This is a genomic window from Nocardia albiluteola, assembly GCF_018860155.1.
Taxonomy (GTDB): Bacteria; Actinomycetota; Actinomycetes; order Mycobacteriales; family Mycobacteriaceae; genus Nocardia; species Nocardia albiluteola.
Genome location: NZ_JAHKNI010000001.1, coordinates 1,249,753 through 1,272,805, shown reverse-complemented (window position 1 = coordinate 1,272,805; position 23,053 = coordinate 1,249,753). Strand labels below are relative to the sequence as shown.

The 23,053-nt window shown below is 67.6% G+C and carries 16 protein-coding genes, 1 tRNA gene and 1 pseudogene; 10 read left to right on the top strand and 8 right to left on the bottom strand.

What is annotated here, in order from left to right; translation table 11 throughout:
* From KO481_RS42775 to KO481_RS05895, 3 genes are all read right to left on the bottom strand, one after another.
* The coding region (locus tag KO481_RS42775; RefSeq protein WP_245400282.1) for a non-ribosomal peptide synthetase at positions 1-5,351 on the bottom strand (5,351 nt) is incomplete at its 3' end.
* A gap of 506 nt (positions 5,352-5,857) precedes the next feature.
* On the bottom strand, positions 5,858-6,835 hold the full coding sequence (locus KO481_RS05900; protein WP_215915821.1) for a helix-turn-helix transcriptional regulator: 978 nt from the start codon (positions 6,833-6,835) through the stop codon (positions 5,858-5,860).
* A 68-nt stretch (positions 6,836-6,903) separates the two neighbouring features.
* Positions 6,904-7,776, bottom strand: coding sequence for a M23 family metallopeptidase (locus KO481_RS05895; protein WP_215915820.1), 873 nt, complete (start codon positions 7,774-7,776; stop codon positions 6,904-6,906).
* A gap of 460 nt (positions 7,777-8,236) precedes the next feature.
* On the opposite strand from KO481_RS05895, the gene KO481_RS05890 reads away from it, so the two are divergent.
* A complete protein-coding gene (locus KO481_RS05890) occupies positions 8,237-8,629 on the top strand; it encodes an SCO5389 family protein (protein WP_215915819.1) in 393 nt (130 codons plus the stop codon).
* 124 nt (positions 8,630-8,753) lie between these two features.
* On the opposite strand, the gene KO481_RS05885 is transcribed toward KO481_RS05890, so the two are convergent.
* The gene (locus KO481_RS05885) at positions 8,754-10,373 is read right to left on the bottom strand and encodes an acyl-CoA synthetase (protein WP_215915818.1); all 1,620 of its coding nucleotides are present in this window, start codon (positions 10,371-10,373) and stop codon (positions 8,754-8,756) included.
* Between the two features lie 10 nt (positions 10,374-10,383).
* Positions 10,384-12,018 (bottom strand): long-chain fatty acid--CoA ligase, encoded by a 1,635-nt coding sequence (locus KO481_RS05880; RefSeq protein WP_215915817.1) that lies wholly within the window; start codon positions 12,016-12,018, stop codon positions 10,384-10,386.
* Between the two features lie 261 nt (positions 12,019-12,279).
* Here KO481_RS05880 and KO481_RS05875 point away from each other — a divergent pair, with 261 nt between their 5' ends.
* Both KO481_RS05875 and KO481_RS05870 read left to right on the top strand, forming a co-directional pair.
* A complete protein-coding gene (locus KO481_RS05875; RefSeq protein ID WP_215915816.1) occupies positions 12,280-13,749 on the top strand; it encodes a flavin-containing monooxygenase in 1,470 nt (489 codons plus the stop codon).
* A gap of 85 nt (positions 13,750-13,834) precedes the next feature.
* Positions 13,835-13,907: transfer RNA gene (locus KO481_RS05870), tRNA-Arg, on the top strand.
* Positions 13,908-14,687: 780 nt separating this feature from the next.
* Here KO481_RS05870 and KO481_RS05865 read toward each other — a convergent pair.
* Positions 14,688-15,701, bottom strand: a complete 1,014-nt coding sequence (locus KO481_RS05865) for an amidohydrolase family protein (protein ID WP_215915815.1) — start codon at positions 15,699-15,701, stop codon at positions 14,688-14,690.
* 73 nt (positions 15,702-15,774) lie between these two features.
* Between KO481_RS05865 and KO481_RS05860 the strand changes: the two genes are divergently transcribed.
* The 3 genes and pseudogenes from KO481_RS05860 (at position 15,775) to KO481_RS05850 (ending at position 17,610) form a co-directional block, all read left to right on the top strand.
* The gene (locus KO481_RS05860) at positions 15,775-16,233 is read left to right on the top strand and encodes a MarR family winged helix-turn-helix transcriptional regulator (protein WP_215915814.1); all 459 of its coding nucleotides are present in this window, start codon (positions 15,775-15,777) and stop codon (positions 16,231-16,233) included.
* A 109-nt stretch (positions 16,234-16,342) separates the two neighbouring features.
* A pseudogene (locus KO481_RS05855) lies at positions 16,343-16,775 on the top strand (sigma factor); the annotation flags it as partial.
* Positions 16,776-16,866: 91 nt separating this feature from the next.
* On the top strand, positions 16,867-17,610 hold the full coding sequence (locus KO481_RS05850) for an SDR family NAD(P)-dependent oxidoreductase (protein ID WP_215915813.1): 744 nt from the start codon (positions 16,867-16,869) through the stop codon (positions 17,608-17,610).
* 430 nt (positions 17,611-18,040) lie between these two features.
* On the opposite strand, the gene KO481_RS05845 is transcribed toward KO481_RS05850, so the two are convergent.
* Positions 18,041-18,523 carry a winged helix-turn-helix transcriptional regulator gene (locus KO481_RS05845; RefSeq protein WP_215915812.1) on the bottom strand — a complete coding sequence of 161 codons (483 nt, stop codon included), beginning with the start codon at positions 18,521-18,523 and terminating at the stop codon, positions 18,041-18,043.
* A 79-nt stretch (positions 18,524-18,602) separates the two neighbouring features.
* On the opposite strand from KO481_RS05845, the gene KO481_RS05840 reads away from it, so the two are divergent.
* A complete protein-coding gene (locus tag KO481_RS05840) occupies positions 18,603-19,037 on the top strand; it encodes a tautomerase family protein (RefSeq protein ID WP_215915811.1) in 435 nt (144 codons plus the stop codon).
* Between the two features lie 38 nt (positions 19,038-19,075).
* On the opposite strand, the gene KO481_RS05835 is transcribed toward KO481_RS05840, so the two are convergent.
* Complete coding sequence (locus KO481_RS05835) at positions 19,076-19,915, bottom strand: dienelactone hydrolase family protein (RefSeq protein ID WP_215915810.1); 840 nt, start codon at positions 19,913-19,915, stop codon at positions 19,076-19,078.
* Between the two features lie 74 nt (positions 19,916-19,989).
* Here KO481_RS05835 and KO481_RS05830 point away from each other — a divergent pair, with 74 nt between their 5' ends.
* The 3 genes from KO481_RS05830 to KO481_RS05820 all read left to right on the top strand — a co-directional run bounded on the left by KO481_RS05830 (position 19,990) and on the right by KO481_RS05820 (position 23,023).
* Positions 19,990-21,015: a GlxA family transcriptional regulator gene (locus tag KO481_RS05830; RefSeq protein ID WP_215915809.1), complete on the top strand. Its 1,026-nt coding sequence runs from the start codon at positions 19,990-19,992 to the stop codon at positions 21,013-21,015.
* 472 nt (positions 21,016-21,487) lie between these two features.
* Positions 21,488-22,054 (top strand): TetR/AcrR family transcriptional regulator, encoded by a 567-nt coding sequence (locus tag KO481_RS05825; protein WP_215915808.1) that lies wholly within the window; start codon positions 21,488-21,490, stop codon positions 22,052-22,054.
* A 39-nt stretch (positions 22,055-22,093) separates the two neighbouring features.
* Positions 22,094-23,023 carry a LysR family transcriptional regulator gene (locus KO481_RS05820; protein WP_245400515.1) on the top strand — a complete coding sequence of 310 codons (930 nt, stop codon included), beginning with the start codon at positions 22,094-22,096 and terminating at the stop codon, positions 23,021-23,023.
* The last annotated feature ends 30 nt before the right edge of the window (positions 23,024-23,053 follow it).

The following is a 23,053-nucleotide window of genomic DNA, read 5'->3' as shown; positions in this document are numbered from 1 at the left end:
TTGATCACCCACATCCGCTGCTGCGCCAACGACAACGGCAATTGCTGCGTCCGCGAGGTGGGCACCAGGCGGGGCCGGGTCGCGTCGGCCGCCGCACCGGGTACGACCCGCGCCGCCAGCGCGGCCACGGTCGAGGCCTCGAACAGCTCCCGCACCACCACATTCGCGTCCAGGGCCTCGTTGACCCGGGCCACCGCCCGCGTGGCCAGCAGCGAATTACCGCCCAGGGCAAAGAAATCGTCGTCCAGACCCACCCGCTCGGCACCCAGCAGCCCAGCGAACACATCGGCGACCGCCTGCTCGATCGGCGTGCCCGGCGCGCGGAACGCCACCGCCGAGCCCGCGAACTCCGGCGCGGGGAGCGCCCGGCGATCCAGCTTGCCGTTCGGTGTCAACGGCAATGCCTCGAGCACCATGACGACGTCCGGCACCATGTACGCGGTAAGGAAGTCCGCGACCCGGCGCCGCAACTCCGCCGGGTCGAGCTCCGAACCGGCCTCGGGCACAACATAACCCACGAGCCGATCGCCGGCGTGCTCGTCCGAGTGGACTACGACCACCGACTGGCTCACGCCCTCGCAGCGGCCCAGCGCACTCTCGATCTCACCGAGCTCGATCCGGAATCCACGCAGCTGTACCTGCTGATCGCCGCGCCCGGCGTACTCGAGCGCCGCCTCGCCCTCGAATCCCGCCCAGCGGCCGAGATCACCGGTGCGGTACATCCGAGAACCGGGCTCCCCGAACGGATTCGCCACGAACCGCGTAGCGGCCAGGCCGGGCCGGCCCAGGTAGCCCCGCGTCAGCTGCTTGCCCGCGATGTAGATCTCACCGGCCACACCCACCGGTGCGGCGTGCAGCCGGTCGTCCAGCACATATCCCTCGAGGCCGGGCAGCGCCCGGCCGATCACACTGGCCGGAATATCGGCCGAGCGCTCGTCGACCGCGAAGAACGTGGCGAACACGGTGGTTTCGGTGGGACCGTACCCGTTCATCACCTGCGGGGCGTCGGGAGCGTGCCGGTCGTACCAGCGCTGCAGCTGCTGCAGATCCAACGACTCGCCACCGAGCACGGCATAGCGCAGCGCGAGATCGCCCACACCGTTACCGCTTTCGCCCTCCGTCGCGGACTGCGCGGTCCGGTCGGCCTCGGCGAGCTGATAGAACGCCGAGGGCGTCTGGCTCAGCACGGTCACCCGCTCGCGAATCAGCAGTTCCCGGAACAACTCCGGCGACCGCGACGTCAGGTAGTCGACCATCACCACGGTGCCGCCATTGGCCAGCGCGCACCACAACTCCCACACCGAGAAGTCGAACGCGTACGAATGGAACTGCGTCCACACGTCGGTGTCACGGAAATCGAACAGGGACTGCGTGTTCGCGAACAGCTCGAGCACGGTGGCGTGCGGCACCGCGACCGCCTTGGGCACACCCGTGGACCCGGATGTGTAGATCACATACGCCAGGTTCTGCGGGCGCAGCGGGGAGACGCGATCGGCGTCCTCGACCGCCGCGTCGTCGAAGCTCTCGCATTCCTCGAGCAGCAGGACCGGAACATCCGTGTCCGGCAGCGCCTCCCGTGCCTGCGAGGTCGTCAGCACGCATGCGGGGTTCGCATCGGTGAGCATGAACTCGAGCCGCTGCGCCGGGAGGGTGGTATCGATCGGCAGATATCCCGCGCCGGCGACCAGCACACCGAGCAGGGCAACCGCCAGCTCCTCGGTGCGCGGCATCGCCACCGCCACCAGCGTTTCCGGCCCCACTCCCCGTTCGATCAGCGCCCGGGCCACCCGATTCGCCCCGCGCTGCAGCTCATCGAAGCTCAGCACGAGATCGGAGTATCGGATCGCCGCCGCGTCCGGGCGGCGCCGCGACTGCTCGGCGATCAGCTCCGGCACCGTCAGCGGCGGCACCAGCACTCCGGGCGAATTCCATTCGTGCAGAACAAGTTCCTGCTCGCCCGGGGCGAGCACGTCGATATCACCGACGACGACGGCCGCATCGGCCGCGACCGCCGCCAGCACCCGCCCGAACCGGGCGGCGAAGTCCCGCACCGTGGCCTCGTCGAACAGATCGGTCGCATAGGTGAACGACGCCGCCATGCCCTGCGCCTCGCCCTGATCGTCGAGCTGTTCGCCCAGCGTCAGCTGCAGATCGAATTTCGACAGGGCGGTATCGAATTCCGGCACGGACACGGACAGATCCGGCAGCTCGAACCGCGGCTGCGTCAAATTCTGGAAGCTCAGCATCACCTGGAAGAGCGGATGCCGCGCCGTCGAGCGCACCGGCTCGAGCAGTTCCACCAGACGCTCGAACGGCACGTCGGCATGCCCGAACGCCGCGATATCGGAGGCCCGCACCGCGGTGAGCAGCTCCCCGAACGGCACGCCGGGATCCACCGGGGACCGCAACACCAGCGTGTTCACGAACATCCCGATCAGCTCGTCGAGATCCGCCTCGCCACGCCCCGCGATCGGGGTGCCCACCGCGATGTCCCGCGAACCGGACAACCGCGCCAGCAATACCGCCAGGGCGGCGTGCACGACCATGAACAACGTCGCATTGTGTTCCTGCGCAACCCGGTTCAGCCCGGCGTGCACCTCGGCGGAAATCCCGAATGCGAAGGCGGCGCCCTCGTTGGACGAGACAACCGGGCGCGGAGAATCCATCGGCAGCTCCAGCTGCTCGGGCAGCCCCGCCAACTCGCTACGCCAGAACGCGATCTGCCGCGCGAGCAGCGACTCCGGATCCTCTTCGGCCCCCAGCACCTCCCGCTGCCACAGCGCGTAGTCCGCATACTGCACCTCCAGCGGCGCCCATCCCGGCTCGCTGCCCCGCGCGCGCTCCACATAGGCGGTCATCAGGTCCCGGGTGAGCGGGCCCATCGAAAAGCCGTCCCCCGCAATATGATGCACGACGCACACCAGCACGAACTCTCCGGTCGCGACCTCCACGTCCGTCGTTTCCGGCTCGTCGTTCGCACCGGAGGACCACACCAGCGACAGCCCGCCCCCGTAACCGTCCCGGGCCTTCGCATCGCCCACACCTGTCCGGCCGGACGAAACGCCGATCCCCGCAGACCGTTCCGGCGCGGCGGCGGCGGCCCCGACCCGGATCAGTCGCAGCCGGACGGGTGGTTCGGCGGTCACATCGAACCCCTCCGTGACCACCCGCGCCACCAACTCGAGCACCCCGGCCTCATCGGACTCCACCACCGAAAGCTCCGGCACCGCACGCACATCCGACACCGGCAACACCACCTGCCGGCCCTCGCCATCCACCTCCGGATACACCGTGCGCAACACCTCGTGCCGCGTCACCACATCCCGCACCGCCGACCGCAACGCATCGACATCCAACCGGCCCGACAACCGCACCGCGACCGGGATATTGTTCACCGCGCTACCGGGATCGAACCTGTTCAGGAACCACATCCGCTGCTGCGCATACGACAACGGCACCCGATCCGGCCGCTCCATCGCCCGCAACTGCTGCCCCGCGGCCGAATCCGCGTAGCGCTCGGCCCGCTCGGCGAGGGCGGACACCGTCGTCGCCTCGAAGAGCAGCTGTACCGGCACGCGCACATCCAGCGCCGACCCGATCCGCGCCGCGGCCTGCGCCGCCAGCAGCGAGTTGCCGCCCAGTTCGAAGAAGTCGTCGTCGGCGCCCACGCGCCCGTGCCCCTCGGCGCCCGCCGGAATCAGCAACGCGGCGAACACCTCCGCGACGACCTCCTCCGCGGGTGTGGACGGCGCCCGGAACTCGCGGGTGGCGAACTCCGGCTCGGGCAGCCGGGCTCGGTCGAGCTTGCCGATGGGCGAGAGCGGAATCTCGTCCAGCACTATGATCGTCGTCGGAATCATGTATGCGGGCAACGACTTCGAGATGAACTCGACGAGTTCGCCGGTGTCCACCGTGGATTCGGGCCGAGGCAGCACGTACGACACCAGCGTGGTCACGCCCGAGGGCAGCACCTTGCCGAGGGTGACCGCGTAGTCGAGATCGGGGTGGGCGGTGAGGGCGTTGTCGATCTCGCCCAGCTCGATCCGGAATCCGCGCACCTTCACCTGGAAATCCGAGCGGCCCAGGAATTCGATGGAACCGTCGGATTCGTTGCGGCGCACCAGATCACCCGTCCGGTACAGACGGGTGCCGGGCTGCCCGGCGTCGGCGCCGAACGGGCTGGCCACGAAACGGCCGGCCGTCAGGCCGGGACGCCCGAGGTACCCCTGCGCCAGCACCTGCCCGGACAGATACAGCTCGCCGACCACACCGGCCGGCACCGGCCGCAGCCGCGAGTCCAGCACGAACGCCCCGATACCCGTGATAGGAGCGCCGATGGTGATCGGCTCGCCGGGCTGCAATGCGCCACTGGCGGTATCCAGGATGGTGGCCTCGGTGGGCCCGTAGGTGTTGTAGAACGCCCGCCCGTCGCGCGCCCACCGGCCGACCAGCTCCGGACCGAAACGATCGCCGATGACCGCCACCACCGCGAGGGTGTCCAGGCCCGCGGGATCCACCGATTCCAGCGCACCGGGGGTGATCAGCATGTGCGTAACCCGCTCGCGCGCAATCAGATCCGCCAGCTCGAACCCGCCGAACACCTTCGGCGGCGACACCACCAGCGTCGCACCGGAGGAGAACGCCAGCATCAGCTCGAGCACCGACACGTCGAAGTTCGGCGAGCAGATGTGCATGACGCGCGAATCGCCGCCCACGCCGAAGTGTTCGCGCATCGCGTTGACCACCGTGGCCAGGCCGGTGTGGGTGACGACGACGCCCTTGGGCCGCCCGGTCGAGCCGGAGGTGTAGATGACGTAGGCGGGGTGCTGCTCGGTGAGCAGGCGCACCCGGTCGGTGTACGAGATCGGGTGCGAGGCGCGCACCGCGATGCCCTCGGCGACCTCCGGTTCGTCGAGCTCGAGCCACGGCACACCGTCGCCCAGCGCCCCGCGATCGGCGACGGTGGTCAGGCCCAGCACCGCGCCCGAATCGGCGATCATGTGCGCGATCCGGTCGGCCGGATAGGCCGGATCGACGGGGACGTAGGCCGCACCGGTCTTGGCGATCGCCCAGACCGCCAGCACCGACTCGATCGACCGCCCGATGCCGATCGCCACGATGTCGCCGGGGCCGATGCCGCGCTCGATCAGCTCGCGGGCCAGCCGGGAGGACGCCTCGTCGAATTCGCGATAGGTCAGCTCGCGGGCGTGCGCGGAATCTCCGGTCGGATTCGACCGGATGGCCACCGTCTCGGCGGCCGATTCCACGGCGGCCGTGAGTATCTGGCCGAATAGTGGGTTACCGGAGCGCCGGCGACGACTTCCACGCACGGGACGACGGACAGTATCCATTCGAGTGCTCTAACCTCTCGAGTTCGGCAAGGGCCGCGCGGCCGCACACGGTCGGCACACCCTGCAACGCGGTCCGGGCAATCGTAATCGGGCGGGTCACGAGCCGGTTCGGCCGCATGAGCACCCTCATGTCATCGGTACGAGAGTGCCCCTATGTTTCATGCAAAGGCGAACCGGTTACGCCGAATAACATGTCGATTCGGCTATAAGAGCAGGTCGGAACGGGGAATTCTCAGCCATTTCACAGGTGGACCGGGACATTTCGGGCACAGACCCCCTGCGTCAAATCCTCAATAGCGGATATGCATTTCTTCGATAGCGAATGCACATTGAATGCCATTCCTCGGACCGTCGCGCACCCGATGCATCATCGCCCGCACGTTCACCTACCGGACGGTCGACCACCTCGCCGCCATCCGCATGCGACGCATCGTCGCGCCACGCGTCCACATACCCGGGCGGCCGACCGCATCCCCGCGGCCGGCCGCGCCCGCACATCCCCTCACCTACAGCCAGCCGCGGCGAATGGCCTGCACCCCGGCCTGGAATCGCGTGCTCGCGCCGAGCCGTTCGAGCAGACTTGCGGTGCGCCGCACGACGGTGCGCCGGGACATGCCCAGACGTCTCGCGATGGTGTCGTCGGTGGCGCCCAGGCCCATCAGGGTCAGGATCGCGCGGTCGCGCTCGTCGAGCGGTTCGCCCGGGTTCACCGAGATCGGCGCGGACATCGACCACAGCACGTCGAAGGTGCGCAGCATCAGATCCAGCGTCGGCGACGCCTCGATCCGCAGGCCCATCGGATCTCCGCGCCGCTCGTCGTTGTGCAGCATGATCGCGGCGCGCTCACCGTCGGCGATGATCACCTTCAGCGGCGGATCGGGCAGCGTGCGGGCCTGCGCGCCGTTCGCGGTGATCGCCAGCGCGTGCCGCAGCCGGTCCGGATCCTGATAGATGGTGTCCTGATACAGCACCTGATAACGCACGCCGGCCGCGATGCGCGCGGACTTGAGCTCGAACAGCCGCTCGCCCCGCTCCGAATCGCAGACGTACGGCCCCCGCTCGACCATCCGCACATTCTTGGTGGCGCCGGCCTGCAGATCCTCGAATTCGGCTATGAGCTCGCGGGTTTCGTACATCGGCACGATGACGCCCTCGCCGCGCCCGGACCGGCGCACCGAGCGGAACGTCTCGCCCAGCCGTGCCGCGGCCGCGTGCATGCTCGCGGTATCGTGCTGGCGGCGGCGAGCCTCGGCCTCCGACAACGCCTCCGGCGCATGGGCGTCCCAGACGGCGCCCGTGCCGCCGTCGAGGCGGACCGCGGCCTGCATCTCACACAGCCGCTCCAGGGCGGCTTGGATCAGCTCCGGGGGGCATTCCAGCTCCACCGCCAGCTCGGCCAGCGTGGCGCGGGGATGCTGCACCAGGGCGGCATACGTGCGCCCGAAAAGCGATCCCGCATCGAACAATTCGTGGACATCGGCCACCCGGCCATTCCCTCCGGCACCGCCCCCGACAACCGCGAGGCGTGCCCGCGCACGTACGGCACCCACGACTACTGCCCCGCTCCCCACGACTGTGCTTGTAATACGACACCCTTACTCGCCAAATAGGGTTCGGGGTCGACCTTGTGGCCGGCCGCGTCCCAGATCTCGAGGTGCAGATGCGGCCCGGTGGAATCGCCGCGGTTGCCGACGGTGGCGATCTCGTCGCCGGTCCGCACCCGCTGGCCCTCGTGCACGAGGATCTGGTTGACGTGCCCGTAGACCGCGGTCGTCCCGTCGTCCTGCCGGACCCGCACCCACAGCCCGAAGCCCTGCGCGGGGCCGGCCTGAATCACCGTGCCGTTCTCGACGGATTCGATCGGGGTTCCGATCGGGTCGGCGAAATCGACGCCGTAGTGGAACACTCCCCAGCGCGGGCCGAAGCCGGAGGTCAGCTGGCCGGCGACGGGGCGCACCGCCTGCCGCATGGGGGCGGCGGGTGCGGCCTGCTGCTGCAGGCCCTTGATCACCTGCTCCGCGTGCGACAGCGGGCCCGCCACGTCCGGCGGCAAATTCCGCAGGCCGAACGGGGCCAGGTCGGCGGGCGCGTCGACCGGCGCCGCCACGGGTGCGGCAGTGGACTTTTCGAGCGGCACGCGGGCCGGAGCGGCCTGCGCGGCCGTCTCCGCCGGACCGGACGCGGTCTTCAGGGCGATGGTGTCGGCGTTGTTCGAGCCGCCGGAAGCGGGCAGCAGCGGCGTGGCGTGGGCGAGCTGAGCGGCGGTGCCGACCAGGGCGCCGGTCGCGACGGCCGCGGTGGCCGCCAGCCGCATGCGGTCTCCGGCGCGAGGCTCGGCTCGATGCCTGGTCGACCGACCGGCGATACCGTCCCCGAGCAGGTCCCTGACCGAAATGGAACTCGAGGTCTCTCGGTGCTGCGGCATGGTTCGTCCTAGCGTCGATCAACATGTGCCGATACCGACCGGCACCCATGAAGACAAACCTTCAATTGAGTAACGATTCAATATCGTTGTGACGGAAACTGTACTCCGCCGTGATCAATTCGCAACCTCTTGTTCGATAAGCGCAGGTGAGAGCGCAATTACCGGAATCATATCCTCGTAATTCAGCGAGAGGACACGACCCCCGGCCGCCGAGGCCGAGCGCCCCGCGGCACGTCCGCCGGCGCGGTCACGATCACCATCCCGACGACGCAGCCCGGCCGCACGACAGTGCCCCCGGGTGACCCACGCCCGAGCAGTCGGTAACGCTCGCAGCCGATCCGGTCCCGTCAGAGGCGAAAGTCGCTCTGAAAAAAGCACTTTCGTACCGAATTAAGAGTTATTGACAACGTTTGTCGTTTAGACTTGGCTGGTCCATCCGCCATCCCACGAGGAGAGCGTTATGTCACTCGACGTCCCAGCCGCACTGCTAGAACGCGCCGAAGCCGGTGAAGTCAGCGACGAAGAATTCGTCGAATGTGTCCGCAACTCGCTGCCCTACGCGTACGAGGTGGTCAGCCGCGTTGCCGCCGATCTGCGGTCCGGCACAGCCGAATTCGCCGACAACCAGGTCCCCCCGCCGGACGAGACGGCCCGCGGCCAACTGCTGCGCGCCATGGCCTCCGATTCCATCCGCGGCGGCCTGGAGCGGCACTTCGGCATCAAGCTGGCGTTCCAGAACTGCCACCGGGTAGCCGCCTTCCCGATCGCGTCGGTCGGCGGCGAGACCTACACCAGGTTCATCTCCACCCGCGCCCAACTGCTGAACCAGAGCCCGGAGCTGCGTAACTGCTGATGCCGGAACGGGATCTGGTGCGGGCGTTTCCCTTCCGCCCGCACCGAATCCGGGCCGCCCCTCATCCGGGCACGGCATCAGCCCGGAACCACGCGCCGGAAACGAGTCGAAGCGACGGAGTGGCTCAGAGCTCCTGCAGGATTCGCTTGAGGATCTTGCCGGTGGGATTGCGTGGCAGCTCCTCGAGGAACACCACCTCGCGGGGCACCTTGTAGCGCGCAAGGCTGGCTCGCACCAGGGATTTCACCTCGTCCTCGGTGAGGTTCGCGCCGTCCTCCGGGACGACGAAGGCCTTCAACCGGGTGCCGAAATCGTCGTCGGGCACGCCGATCACCGCCGCCTCGCGAATACCGCTGTGCGCGTTGAGTAATTCCTCCACCTCGGCGGGGAACACGTTCTCCCCGCCGGAGACGATCATGTCGTCGTCGCGGCCGTCGATGAAAAGCCTTCCCGCCAGGTCGAAATGGCCCAGATCGCCCGAGGACATCAGCTTGCCGATGCGTTCCTTGCCGCCGCCACCAGTGTAGCCCTCGAACTGAATCGCGTTGCCCACGAAGATGCGTCCGGTGCGGCCCGCGGGCAGCTCGTCGCCCGCCGCGTCGAGTATCTTCACCACCGCGCCCAGCATGGGCGCGCCGACGCAGCCCGGCTCGGCCGCCAGATCCGTTGGGGTCGCGACGGTTGCGTAAGCGACCTCGGTAGACCCGTACAGGTTGTAGACCACCGGGCCGAACAGCGCCGTCGCGCGGCGGCACAGATCCGCGCCCAGCTGGGACCCCGCGACGAAGATGATGCGCAGCGCCGACAGGTCGCGCGCGGCGAACTCGGACGGGTCGAGTTCGGCTAGGCGCGCGAGCATCACGGGCACCGCGATCAACGCCGTCGCGCGGTGCCGGGACATGCTGTCCAGCACCCGCATCGGGTCGAACCGGCGCCGGATCACCAGCGTCGATCCGAATCCGACGGCCAGCATCGCCATCCCGAAGCCGAGCGTATGAAACAGCGGCGCAGGGCATTCGGTGACCTCGCGCGTACGGAAGGGCACCTTGCTCAGGATCGCGCCGAGCGGTTCCAGCGACCGCGGCTCCGGGTGCTGGGCACCCTTCGGGGTTCCGGTCGTACCGCTGGTCAGCAGCACCACCCTCGCACCGATGCCCGGAATCGGCGGCGCCGCGGGCGATCCCGCGGCGATCAGCGATTCGAGGGTGCCGGTGTCCCGGGTGTCGGTCCAGGCCCGGTAGGCGCCGCGGCGCGGGCTCAGATCGCCGAGTATCGACTCGTACTCCTCGTCGTACACCAGCAGATCCACCCGCTCGCGCGCGGCCACGTCACTCAGCTGCGGACCACCGAAATCGGTGTTCAGCATGATGATTCGCGCACCGCACTTGGCGGCGGCGAAGACCGCGTCCAGCAGTCCGCGATGATTGCGCGCCAGGATCGCCACGCCCTCGCCCGCACGCAGGCCCCGCCGGCGCCACTGATTCGCCAGCCGGTTGGAGCGATCGTCGAGCTCGGTGTAGCTCAGCGTGCCCAGCTCATCGATCAGCGCGGCCCGATCGCCGTGCCGCGCCGCCGAGAGCCGGAGCGCCGCGGGCATCGCCCCGTAGCGCAGCAGGGCATTGCCCGCCGACAGCAGCGTCGCCGGCGAGTCGATGCCCACCACCCCACTGACGGCGCACAGCCACAGACATTCCAGCTCGGCCCAGGCTCGTGCCCCGAGTGCACGCAGCAGTCCCACCGTCATCGGTACACCTCTACAGGGTGACGACCTTCAGCGCACCTTCAGCGTACTGCGCCCGCAAACGCTTCTTGTCGAACTTGCCCACGCTCGTCTTGGGGATCTCCTCGACGAACGTCCAGCGTTCGGGTAGCTGCCATTTTGCGAACTTGTCGGCGAGGAAGTCCCGCAGCTCGGCGGGCTCGACGCTGGCGCCGTCCTTGAGCACGATCGCCACCATGGGGCGCTCGTCCCACTTTTCGTCGGGCACGCCGATCACCGAGGCCTCCGCGACGGCCGGGTGACCGACCATCGCATTCTCCAGATCGACCGAGGAGATCCATTCGCCGCCGGACTTGATCACGTCCTTGGAGCGGTCGACGAGGGTCAGATAGCCGTTGGCGCTGATGTGGCCGACGTCGCCGGTGCGCAGCCAGCCCTCGTCGAACTTGTCAGCATCGATCGCGGCGCCCTCGGGCGAATAGTACGAGCCGGTAATCCAGGCGCCGCGAACCTCCAGCTCGCCCAGCGCCTTTCCGTCGTTGGGCAGCACCGTGCCGTCGTCGGCGACGATCCGCGCCTGCACGCCCGCCGGGAATCGGCCCTGAGTGCAACGGTATTCCCAAGCCTCTTCGCCCGTAACGCCTTTCGGCGGATGCGCAATGCTGCCGAGCGGTGAGGTCTCGGTCATGCCCCAGGCGTGCAGGAGCTTGACGCCGTACTTGTCCTGGAAGGCGCGCATCATCGAGGGCGGGAGCGCGGAACCGCCGACCACGCACGTGCGCAGATGCGAGATGTCCTGCGGATGCGCATCGAGCCCGGCCAGCACACCGCCCCAGATGGTCGGCACCGCGGCGGCGAAGGTGGGGCGCACCGCGGCCATCATCTCGAGCAGCGGGCCGGGCTGCAGGAAGCGATCGGGCATCAGCACGCTCGCGCCCGACATCATGGCCGCATAGGGGATGCCCCACGCGTTGGCGTGGAACAGCGGCACGATCGCCAGCACCAGGTCCTGGTCGTTGAAGCCCATGCTCATCGGCGCGATCACCTGCATGGCGTGCAGCCAGTTGGAGCGGTGCGAGTAGACGACGCCCTTGGGGTCGCCGGTGGTGCCGGACGTGTAGCACATGCCCGCCGGGGAGCGCTCGTCCAGAATCGGGTAGTCGTAGGTATCCGGTTGTGCGGCAAGGAGTTCGGTATAGGAATGCACCTGCACGCCGGCGGGGGCGGACAGGGAGGCGGGGTCGCCGTTGGCGACGATGACGTGGCGCACGGTCTTCAGATTCGGCAGGTACTGGGCGAACATCGGCACCAGCGAGCCGTCGACGATCACCACCTGGTCCTCGGCGTGATTGGCCACGAACACCAACTGCTCGGGGAACAGCCGGATATTGAGCGCGTGCAGCACCGCGCCCATCGCCGGCACGCCCGCATAGGCGACCATGTGCTCGGTGTTGTTCCACATGAACGTGGCCACCCGGTCGCCCACGCCGATCCCCAGCGAGCTCAGCGCATTGGCCAGGCGCGCCGCGTCGGCGCCCATCTCACGGTAGGTCGAGGTGCGCACGCCGTCCCCGGTCCACGTCGAGATCGTGGCATCACCGTGGAAACTGGCGGCATACCGCAGCAATGTCGCCAGTGATAGCTGCTCGTCCTGCATCGTGCTCAACATCCGACCGCCACTCCTTAACAACCCGTGAACGAAGTCACACCTGCCGTGAGAATAGCCCACGGCGGACGGCGTCGTAATTGAGCGAACTATAGTTAGCAATCTTCGCCGCGCACCGCGGGAACTGCGCAAACGTACACATCGGCCGACCTGCGCCGAACCGGCCGCAACCGTCGGGCAGCGTCCGGCGGATCTGGCCGAAAATACCGATTCAATGTCCGGCGTTCTCCTAGAAACGCAGGTCCACGCGCCTAACCTGAGGACATGACTCGCACGCCGTCCATCATCATCATCGGAGCCGGATTCGCCGGGCTCGGCATGGCGCTCGAGCTGCGGCGCGCCGGGCTGGGCAACTTCACGATCCTGGAAAAGGCCGCGGACCTGGGTGGCGTCTGGCGCGAGAACACCTACCCCGGCGCCGCCTGCGACGTGCCCTCGCCGCTGTACTCGTGGTCCTTCGAGCCGAAATCCGATTGGCCGCGGCGCTTTTCGCAACAGGCCGACATCCACGGGTACATGCGCGCCGTGGCGAACAAGCACGATCTGGCGACCAGCATCCGCTTCGACACCGAGGTCACCGACGCGGAATTCGATGAACGGCAAGGCATTTGGCAGGTTCGCATTGCGGACGGCGAAACCCTGACCGCGGATGTCCTCATCCCCGCGGTGGGCCAGCTGTCCCGTCCGGCGATGCCCGCGATACCCGGCATCGACACCTTCGCCGGGGCCGCTTTCCACTCCGCCGAGTGGGATCACGGCGTCGATCTCGCGGGCAAGCGGGTGGCGTGCATCGGCACGGGAGCCAGTGCCATCCAATACATTCCGGCCATCGCCCCGAAGGTGGCGCACCTGACGCTGTTCCAGCGCTCGGCCGCGTGGGTGCTGCCGAAGTTCGACACGCAGTACACCGCGGCGCATCACGCACTGTTCGAGCACTTCCCGCCGAGCCGCTGGGCCGAACGCTTCGCGATCTGGGCGTTCTTCGAGGTGATGGCGCTGGCGCTGACCGACATGCCGGCGATCAAGGCGCCGGTGGTCGCGATCGCGAATCGTCATCGCGCGCAACAGGTTCCCGATCCCGAGCTGCGCCGCAAGCTCACGCCGGACTACGCGGCGGGCTGCAAGCGCGGGCTGTTCTCCAACGAATACTTCCCCGCGCTGACCCGGACCAACGTCGCGGTGGAGACCGCCGCCATCGAGGCCGTCACCCCGACGGGCATTCGCACGGCCGACGGCGTCGAGCACGAGGTCGACGTCATCATCTACGGCACCGGATTCAAGGGCACCGAATTCCTTGCGCCGATGAACATCTGCGGCCGCGGCGGCCGCAAACTCGCCGATGTCTGGTCGCCCGAGGGCGCCCGCGCCTACCTGGGGATGTCGGTGCCCGAGTTCCCGAACCTGTTCCTGATGTACGGCCCGAACACCAACGTCGGCTCCGGCTCGATCATCTACATGCTCGAATCCCAGGCCCGCTACATCCGCCAGATCGTGCAGTACCTGACCGGCCGCCCCGGCCACGCCCTGTCGGCCCGCCCCACCGCCGAGCAATCCTGGGACGACTGGCTGCAGCGCCGCCTGAAGGACACCCCCTGGAACTTCTGCTCGAGCTGGTACCGCAACGCCTCGGGCCGCATCACCAACAACTGGCCCGGCGCCACGGCCCTGTTCCGCTGGAAAACACGGAAGTTCACCCCCACCGACTACGACGAATCGATAGCCCCCACCCACTAACCGGGCCCCGCACCGGAGAGATGCCACAGATCCCACCCACACCAGGTAGACTCCGCCCGAGCCCGTTGCCACCCGGCATCGGCCGGCCTCAGTAGCTCAGGGGATAGAGCAACCCTCTCCTAAAGGGTAGGTCGCAGGTTCGATTCCTGCCTGGGGCACCTAGAGGCTGTGCCCATGCCCTAAAGCGCAGGTCGCAGGTTCGATTCCTGCCTGGGGCACCTAGAGGCCGTGCCCATGCCCTAAAGCGCAGGTCGCAGGGCCGATTCCTGCCGGGGGCACTCGACCTGCGACAGAGGTTTCCGCAGGTCAAGCGCGTTGCTCGTGCTCGAACGGGCAGCCGTCCCGGGGTCGCCGATCGAGAAACCGCAGGTCAGACCCGCCGCACGACGCGCCCCGGGGGAATGCCTGAGGATGGGAACACAAGCCACGACATATGCGATGACCTCGCCATAGTCACAGGTCACCCCGCCGCATGCGGGATCGAAACATCGCAGCACGAGTTCGATTCGGAAGTCACCAGCCGTCTGCGCCCACTGCCGATGCAGTGCCGTGGAGCACGAACGGTTGACGACTCGGCGGCGGCGGGAACGCAACGGCGGTCGGTGCGGCCCGGTGCGGTGATGGACCGCTCGACATCGGCGCCGACAAGCAGGCCGGGCGATCACCGGGCCACGAAAATCACTGGGCCGCTGAGCTTCCCCCGCCTGGCCGTCTCGGCCACAACGTGTGCATCGAGCACACCTCATTGCCGGTGAGCCGAGTTGGGTTGCGGTTCCTCGTGATCGAACCGCAACCACTGGACCAGTCAGCTCGACGCCCGAGTGCAGATCTTCAGGGCATCGCGAATCCATTCGACATCGACGGTATCGAGACCGGTAAGGCAACCGATCTCGCGCATCCGAGAGCTTCGGGTGCTGCCGGATGGGAGCTGAGATGCGTCATTCGGTGTGTCCGATCAGTGCAAGGGCGTTGTCGCGTTCGATCTTGCGGAGTGTCGTGGGCGGCAGTCGGAGTGCGTGGAGTTCGGACATGGTGTAGTCCATGCCGAACTCGGGGGGAGTCCAGGGGTAGTCGCCGCCCAGCACGACCGTGTGGTCGCCCGCTTGGTCCAGAACGAGCCGGACAGCGTTCCTGTTCTGAGAATGGGTGTCCATCCAGATGTGCGACAGGATCTCGCTCAGATCCCGTGTCGCCCAGTCCGGGATGCCACCACCCAGCACGTTGTCGCGCAGTTGCTCCTGCTTGTTGTGGAACTCCGAGCGGCCGCAGCAGAACGGCGCGACTCCCGCCAGCTGGCAGAACATGAACCGCACGGTGGGGAAGCGTTCGAACACCCCGGCATTGGCCATCGCGAACAGGGCCATGGCGTCCGCCAGCAGAAAGCCCAGACCGTGGAGCAGGAAGGCCGATTCGGTCAGTCGCATGGGTTCCACCCAGTCCGGCCAGGCGCCGCCGGGGTGGATGGTGATCGGGACGTCGTAGTCGCGAGCCAGCTCGAAGATCGGAACGTAGCGCGCGTCGTCGAGGGTGATGCCGTCCTGACCGGTGGTCAGGCCGATGCCTGCGATGTTGGGCAGTTTCAACGACCGCTCCAGCTGCGCGATCTCGTCCTTCCCGGCCATCGGATCAACGACGGCGGTGGCGAGGAACCGGCCTTCGGCCGTCTGTAGATCCTCCGACAGGGAACGGTTGTATGCCTCGGTGACCTCCGATATCGGACCCAGTTTCCGCAACGGTCCGGTGCCGGTGCTGATGATCAGGCCCAGGTCTGTGCCGGTTTCGTCCATGACTTGCGTCAACGCACGCAGGTCGCGGCGGCCGGGGCGGCTCTCCATGAGGTCGGCCAGCGGCAGGCCGCGCATGATGTCCGGACGAGGTAGCGGGTTGGGCATTCCGGTCGGGATGTAGTGCACGTGGCAGTCGATTCGGCGAACTCGATCCAGGGGCAACATGACCGCTCCTTCAAGAAATAGTGGGCATTTCCCACTGTAGGGTTCTCCTGCCTAATTTGGTAGGGTGCGTGTTATGCCCACCGACGACCGTGCCCGGCACCCGCAGCCGCTGCTGCACCTGCCGGGCTTCGCCCTGGCCCATCTGGGTCGCCTGACCCGCAGCGCGATCAGGCGGGTATTCACCGACGGAGGGATGTCGGTGTCCGCACACCTTGTACTCGTGTGCCTCGACGAGTACGACGGGCTCTCGCAGCGGGAGCTTGCCGACTACCTCGCGATGGACCGCAGCGACCTGGGCAAGATCCTCGACGCGTTGGAGACATCCGGGGCGGTGCGCCGCGGCCCGGACCCGAACGACCGTCGGCGTCACCGGCTTTCGCTCACCGCCGAGGGGTCGGAAACCGTGCGGCAGGGCACCGAGCTGATGAAACTGGCGACCGACGAAATCCTCGCCGGACTGACGCCGGGTGATCGAGCCGATCTGCACCGACTCATCCTGCTGGCATTGGAACCGCCGAATTCTGCCGAGTGACTGCCCTCGCCGAGCTCTGGAGCGAGTCGCCGGCCACCTGAGATCTCAGATGCCCTCCCAGGGATCCGGCGGGTTGCGCGTGTGGTAGTCGAGGTGAGACAGGAACGGTATGGCGGACATACGGGGGAGTCTGCTGTTCACTGTCGCCTACGAGCCGCTCGGCTCTGCCACCGATGCCGAAGATGTGCTGCAAGAGACCTGATTGCGTTGGGCGGCAGTCGATCTCGACACCGTCCGAGAACACCTGGCTTATCCGGTACAGATCACCACCCGGCAGGCCCTCGATCAGTTGCGGCCCTGAGCCGCCGCCGAGAGACCTACTTCGGACCGTGGCTGCCCGAACCACTGCTCACCGCACCGGATGTGGCCGAGAACATCGAACTGGCCGACAGCCTTTCCACGGCAATGCTTTTGGTACTCGAGACCCTCAGCCCGACCGAGCGGGCGGTGTTCGTCGTCGCCCCCGAGCGGTGGTCGCACCGATGCAGATCCACGCGGCCCTGGAATCGTTCCGACACACGCTGGAGACCGGTGACCTTCGAATCCGAAACCTCGCTCACCACGCGATGAAGATCGAATTATGATGGCCGTCACATACTGTCACGACAGGGCGGAACCGTACGTCTAGTGGGCATGAGCAAGAAGGAACAGACCTCAGCACTGATTACCGGTGGCAACAAGGGACTCGGCTTGGAAGCGGCTCGTCGCCTCGGCACACAGGGGTGGACGATCTTCCTCGGCTCGCGCGACGGAGCGCGGGGACGGGAGGCCGCCGACAAGCTGGCCGCCGATGGCGTGAATGTTGTCCTGGTCCCGCTGGATGTGACGGCGGACGAGTCGGTGGCCGACGCGGTGCGGCTGGTTCGCGAACACACCGACCGTCTGGATGTGTTGATCAACAACGCGGGCGCGCCCGGCAAGGGCACTGCGCCGGCGCAGGTCACGATCGAGGAAATCCACTCCGTCTACGACACCAACGTCTACGGACCCATCAGGGTCACCAACGCGTTCCTGCCGTTGCTGCAGGAATCCGAGAACCCGCGGGTGGTCATGGTTTCCAGCGGCGGCAGTTCCTTCTCCGTTGTCACCGATCCGGAGCAGCCCTTCTCGAAGTTCCACGAACTGGGCTACAGCTCCTCGAAAGCCGCGCTGAACATGGTCACCGTCCGCTACGCCCAGGCCCTCCCGAACATCAAATTCAACATCGCCACCCCCGGCGAAATCGCGAACCGCAAGTTCGCTGCCACGGACATGAACAACAACACCGGCGCCCTGACCGTCACCGAAGGCACCGACTCGATCCTGCGGCTCGCGACCCTCGACCCCGACGGTCCGACCGGCATCTTCATCGACCGCCTCGGCCCTGTCGCGTGGTGAGGCACGGCCGACGCGCCACCGAAGACCTGGTCCGCGAACCGAACTCGGCCGTCCCGCCGTACGGATCTCGGCGGTAGCGGACGTCCCTGCGCCGCAGTCGCTTCCGGCGGCCACCCGCTCCGCGCCGGCCGGTTCGATCGGCGCGGTCAGCGGCCATAACGGACATTCGATCGACCTGCGAGACCCGCCCACGCGGGTGCGGCGCCGACCATCCGCTGCACTGTTGGGCTATGTCCGGCTGGACAATTCACGTCCTCCGTCCGGATCGGGCCGGGCGGCGGCACCGGTCCGGGCGGCCCGGGCACCGCGGTCGCCAGGGCGCCCGAGCTCGGCGCGACCCGGATCGCCTGGGGTGCGGACATCGATGCGTGGACGTCCGCGCCATCGAGACACCGCGGTCCCGAAAGTTGCCCAGCGGCAAGCGGATACATCAGTGCGGGATCGAGCCCAGCGCCCGCGCGCCGGGGCCGGGCTCGGCCACGATCTCCTGGAGCCCCTCGGTCAGGGTGTGGCCGGCGTCGCAGGTGAACGTCAACCGCACCTCGGCACCGCACTCGCGATGCCGGTATGTCGTGGCCGGGCCGTCGTCGTCGGCGAGATGTGCGTCGCCCCATTCGTGCAGCGCGGCCAGGATCGGGAACAGTTCCCGGCCCGCCGCGCTCAAGTGATACTCGTTCCGCTCGCGCCGACCGGGCACTCGGTAGGGACGCGACACCACCAGCCCCTCTTCGGCCAGGAACTCGAGGCGGCGAGCCAGCATTGCGGTCGATACACCGAGGTGCCGCTGGATCTCGTCGAAGCGATGCAAGCCCCGGAAGATCTCGCGCAGTACCAGCAACACCCATGGCCGCCCGACGATCTCTGCGGTCCGCCCCACGCTGCAGTTGGTGGTGTCCTGCTCACTCCATTCCATATCGCCCCAGCCTATCTGACTTCCATTAGTGAAGCCATCATGCTAGGCTGACTTCACTTTTTAAAGTTAGGAGCACCCGATGCCACTTACCAGAATCTCCCTGCGGGAAGACATCCCGGCGTCCCAGCGACGTGCCATTGCCGACGGCGTACACAACGCCCTCGTTACCGCCGTAGGCATCCCGCCGAAAGACCGCTTCCAGATCCTGGAATCTCATCGCGCCGACGACCTGATCTTCGATTCGGACTATCTCGGCATCGAACGCCGCGACGTCGTCTTCCTCCAGATCACCCTTGTTCGCGGCCGCCCCGCCGACCGAAAGCAGCAGCTCTACCGGGCGATCGCGGCCGAACTGACCGCCGTCGGCATCCGCCCCGAGGACATCGTGATCACCCTCACCGAGAACGATCGCGCCGACTGGTCCATCGGCAACGGGCATGCCCAACTCCTCGACCAGGAGCTTCTTGTGCGGCATGGTATTTCACCCACCACCCCGGGAGCCGAGACGACCTGAACCGCACCGCCCGGTACCCGGTGAGTACGGCCGCTCTGTCACCGCGGCGCAACGCCCGCAGTCAGCCGGGCCACGAAAAAGGCCACGATCTCGTCGCGTGCCACAGCGGTCGGCTCCCCCGCCGCATCGACCAGGTGCGCAGTGACCACACTGTGCGGACAGCCGACGATCTGCGAAAAGAATGGCGGCGGACTGGGATTCGCGGCCTCGGCGGGCAGCACCCGAGGCTCGAAACGCGGGCCCAGCGCCGCAGCGTAGGCAGCGAAACGCTGCTCGGTGCAAAAGCGGTCACCCTCGAAGCGGTAGGCGCGTACCACGAGATCATCGCGATCGATCCGCTCCCGCACGGCCGCGAGCTCACCAGGCGAAATCTCCAGTCCGCCAGGCTCATCCAGTGGCAGCGACGGCTGGCACAGCACCGGTGCCAGCATCGCGGGCTCGAGCATCATGGTGAGCGCGAAATTGCCGGTGAAACACATACCCAGCGCCCCGACGCCGAGACCGCCGCATTCGCGATGAGCCAGGGCTGCCAGCGCACGCAGCCACACCGCGACCGGGCTGGACTTGCCCGCGCCGAAGGCCCGGAATTCCGCGCTGACACAGGCTCGTTTGAAGACCTCCACACCGGCCTCGGCCTCCGGATAGGCACCGTCGCGGCCGAACAGTGACGGCAGGTAGACGGTGAGCCCGGCGTCACGCACCCAGCGGGCGAAGCGGGCCACATCGGGGCTGATGCCGGGCATTTCCGCCATGACGATGACCGCCGGTCCGATGCCGCTGACGTACACCGTGCGGGTTACTGCATCGAGCGTGATCGACCGGGGTGCGAAATCGGCGAGGTCGTCGTCGCGAGGATCCTGCGGGAAAGATTGCTGCACACCTGAAACCCTGCCGCAGCCGGTCAGCACATCACCACTGGCGAGATCGCCACTATTCGGTCTAATCTCGCCACATGATTACCCACCTAGCGCTGGACGGTGTGCTCGAAGGCGCACTCGGCCTCGGTATCGACATCGTCGATACGGCGGCCGGGATCGCCGGCGACATGGCGGGCGGGCGGCTGCGCCAGCGCGTCGCATCACTCGACGGGCTGCCGGCCCGATCCAGCGGCGGGCGACCGATCAGCGTGGATAGCGAAACACCACTCGGCTCAACGAAGTTCGGGCCTGGCGACATTCTGGTACTGCCAGGGCCGTCCGCGGCCAGCGAAGCGCGTATCGACGAACTGCTGGCCCGGCCGGATGCCATGCAGGCCGTCGAAAACATCCGGCGCGCCGCCGATTCCGGCGCTACGGTAGCCGCCTCCTGCTCGGCCTCCTTCGTGCTCGCGGCCTCGGGCCTGTTGTCGGGCCGGGCCGCCACCACTACCTGGTGGCTGGCACCGTTGTTCGCCCGCCGCTTCCCCGATGTCGCCCTGCACACCGATCGTATGGTCGTCGACTGCGGCGAAATACTGACCGCTGGTGCAGCTTTCGCCCACGCAGATCTGCTGCTGACGCTGGTCGCCCGCCTCGGCGGCGGCGCGCTGGCCGAGCAGGTGGCCCACTACCTGGTACTCGATGCCCGCATGTCGCAGTCGCGCTACATGGTGCTCGAGCATCTACGGGCCACCGACCCGGTGCTGCGCGCCGTGCAACAGCAGGTGCACGCCAACCTGCACCGGCAACTATCACTGGACGAATTGGCCAGTGCCGCAGCAGTTTCGCCGCGCACCCTGGCCCGCCGCATCCGTGACCGCCTCGGTGTCTCACCCACGGAGTACGTGCATCGCCTCCGGGTCGGGCAGGCGGCCACCCTACTCACGACTACACGCAAACCCGTCGACGTGATCGCGGGCGAGGTCGGTTACGCCGATCCGGCCGCCTTCCGGCGCATCTACCGTAGGCACACCGGCGAGACGCCGACCGTTACCCGCACCCGCGCGGCCGAATCGACCCAGCATCATCCTCGCCGGGATGCTCACCCAGGCTTCGGTTAGCCGAATTCCGCTTCGATCGTCAGCGTTCCCACGAAACCGCTGGTCGCCCCCATTCCCATCCTTATAGTGCCCTGCCGGGGGCGCTCGACATGCGCCGCATTTTCGCAGGCAGGTTCGCACCCATGGGGGTTGCGACAGCCGACACCGCAGGTCGGCGAGTTGCCCGGTTCTGCCGCTCGCGCCGGCGGTCTGCCGTCGCCGCTGTCTGCGTGCATCGACAGGCGCTGAGAGGCGTCGAGCGGCGGGCTCGCACGGTGCGGCTCGCACGAAGCACACCGGGTAGGTCGCCCGCGAACCGTCAGAGGTGTCGGGGGCTGGGAGATCAACTGTGTGGCGGACCGATTCCAATCGAGACGACATTCGTGGGGGGGCGAACACCTTGCCGTTCGTTATCTAGTTGGGTAACTTGTTACCTGTGCGAATAAGAAGCGAGCCGATCAGTCCTACGGCGGCGGCTCGGCGGGCGAAGATCGTGAGTGCATCGATCGCGACGCTGGCCGAATTCGGCTATACCGGAACGTCGTTCACGAAGATCGCGGGTGCGGCGCAGCTCAGTAGCACGCGGCTGATCTCGTACCACTTCGGCGGTAAGGACGATCTCATGACGGCGGTAGTGAACCAGATCGTCGAAGCCGCAGTGGAATTCATGACGCCGCGGATCGCGGCGGAGGGCGGGCACTGGGCGCGGGTCGCCGCCTACATCACATCCAATCTGGAATTTCTGCATGCGCATCCGGATCAGTTGCGTGCACTGGTGGAGATCAGGAACTTCGCGCGGACCCCGGAAGGCGTGCCCTTGGTCGATGCGGTGTCCTCAGCGAACGCGGTGGCGGGGATACACGCGCTGTTGCACGCGGGACAGGAGGCGGGCGAGTTCGCGTCGTTCGACACCCACGTCATGGCGGTGACGATTCGGGCCGCGATCGACACGGCGGGCGTCCGGTACGCGACCGGACTGGAGAGTGAGCTCGAGCAGTACGCCGATCAGCTGGTCGAGTTGTTCGGTCGTGCCGTGCTCGCGGGCGTGACGCGCGGTTAGTTCGGCGCGACGACAGGGAGATTCGAAGCTGTGCTGGAGATGCGTGAGATCGAAGCGTTCGTGGCTGTTGCCGAGGAGCTTCATTTCGGCCGAGCGGCCGAGCGACTGCATCGGTCGCCGTCCAATATCAGTCAGGCGGTCCGGGCTCTGGAGCAGCGGGTGGGCGGTGTGCTGTTCCAGCGCACCAGCCGGACCGTGCGGCTGACGAGCGTCGGTGAACAGCTGCTGGCAGAGTGGCGGCCGGCGCTGCGCAGCCTCTCGACCGGGCTGCTGGAGGCGCGGCGGTCCATCGGTACCGCTACCCGCCCGTTGCGAGTCGGCTATCCGGCCAGTCTCCCGGAGAATATCCGGATCACTCTGTCGCAGCGCTGCCCGCAGATGGGGTCCGGACGGCCGGTGGTGTGGCTGCGTGAAGGACTGAACGGCGTGTACCTGTGGAACGCGCAGTCCGAACACGACCTGGATGTCGCCACACTGTGGCTGCCACCGCAGCACAGCGCGATCGGCAACACCTATCTGCGGACCGGACCGCAGATCTGCCGGTCCGAAGCCGCGCTGCTGGTGTCGCTCGGGCACCCGCTGGCCGGTCGCGTCAGTGTGGACGTCGAAGAGCTCGCCGATCACTGCCTGGTGAATCCGGAAGTAGCGACCGCGATCCGAACCGAGTGGGTGCCCGAACGCACCCCGGCGGGCCGACCGATCCCCCGTACCACCGTGACCACCCGCCATCTGGATCGGCTCTACGAGACCACGCTCGAGCGATCCGCCGCCCACCTGACGTTCCGGATGCTGTCGAAGTCCCCCGCGTGGGAGTCGATCCGGGGTCGCGCCACCCTGGTTCCGGTGACCGGGCTGCGGCCGTTCACGCTGCGCACGGTATGGCCCGGAATCGAAACCGACGGCGCAACAACGAAGTTCGCGCAGCGGCTGGCATCAGCCGGACGTCATCTCAATGACAACAGCCGGTAGATGGCGCACGGATGCGGTTCGGCGGGGTTG

Coding starts and splice junctions, on each gene's coding strand:
- KO481_RS05895 (WP_215915820.1), bottom strand. CDS start 7,776: ATGCCGCAGCACCGAGAGACCTCGAGTTCCATTTCGGTCAGGGACCTG.
- KO481_RS05890 (WP_215915819.1), top strand. CDS start 8,237: ATGTCACTCGACGTCCCAGCCGCACTGCTAGAACGCGCCGAAGCCGGT.
- KO481_RS05885 (WP_215915818.1), bottom strand. CDS start 10,373: ATGACGGTGGGACTGCTGCGTGCACTCGGGGCACGAGCCTGGGCCGAG.
- KO481_RS05880 (WP_215915817.1), bottom strand. CDS start 12,018: ATGTTGAGCACGATGCAGGACGAGCAGCTATCACTGGCGACATTGCTG.
- KO481_RS05875 (WP_215915816.1), top strand. CDS start 12,280: ATGACTCGCACGCCGTCCATCATCATCATCGGAGCCGGATTCGCCGGG.
- KO481_RS05865 (WP_215915815.1), bottom strand. CDS start 15,701: ATGTTGCCCCTGGATCGAGTTCGCCGAATCGACTGCCACGTGCACTAC.
- KO481_RS05860 (WP_215915814.1), top strand. CDS start 15,775: ATGCCCACCGACGACCGTGCCCGGCACCCGCAGCCGCTGCTGCACCTG.
- KO481_RS05850 (WP_215915813.1), top strand. CDS start 16,867: ATGAGCAAGAAGGAACAGACCTCAGCACTGATTACCGGTGGCAACAAG.
- KO481_RS05845 (WP_215915812.1), bottom strand. CDS start 18,523: ATGGAATGGAGTGAGCAGGACACCACCAACTGCAGCGTGGGGCGGACC.
- KO481_RS05840 (WP_215915811.1), top strand. CDS start 18,603: ATGCCACTTACCAGAATCTCCCTGCGGGAAGACATCCCGGCGTCCCAG.
- KO481_RS05830 (WP_215915809.1), top strand. CDS start 19,990: ATGATTACCCACCTAGCGCTGGACGGTGTGCTCGAAGGCGCACTCGGC.
- KO481_RS05820 (WP_245400515.1), top strand. CDS start 22,094: ATGCGTGAGATCGAAGCGTTCGTGGCTGTTGCCGAGGAGCTTCATTTC.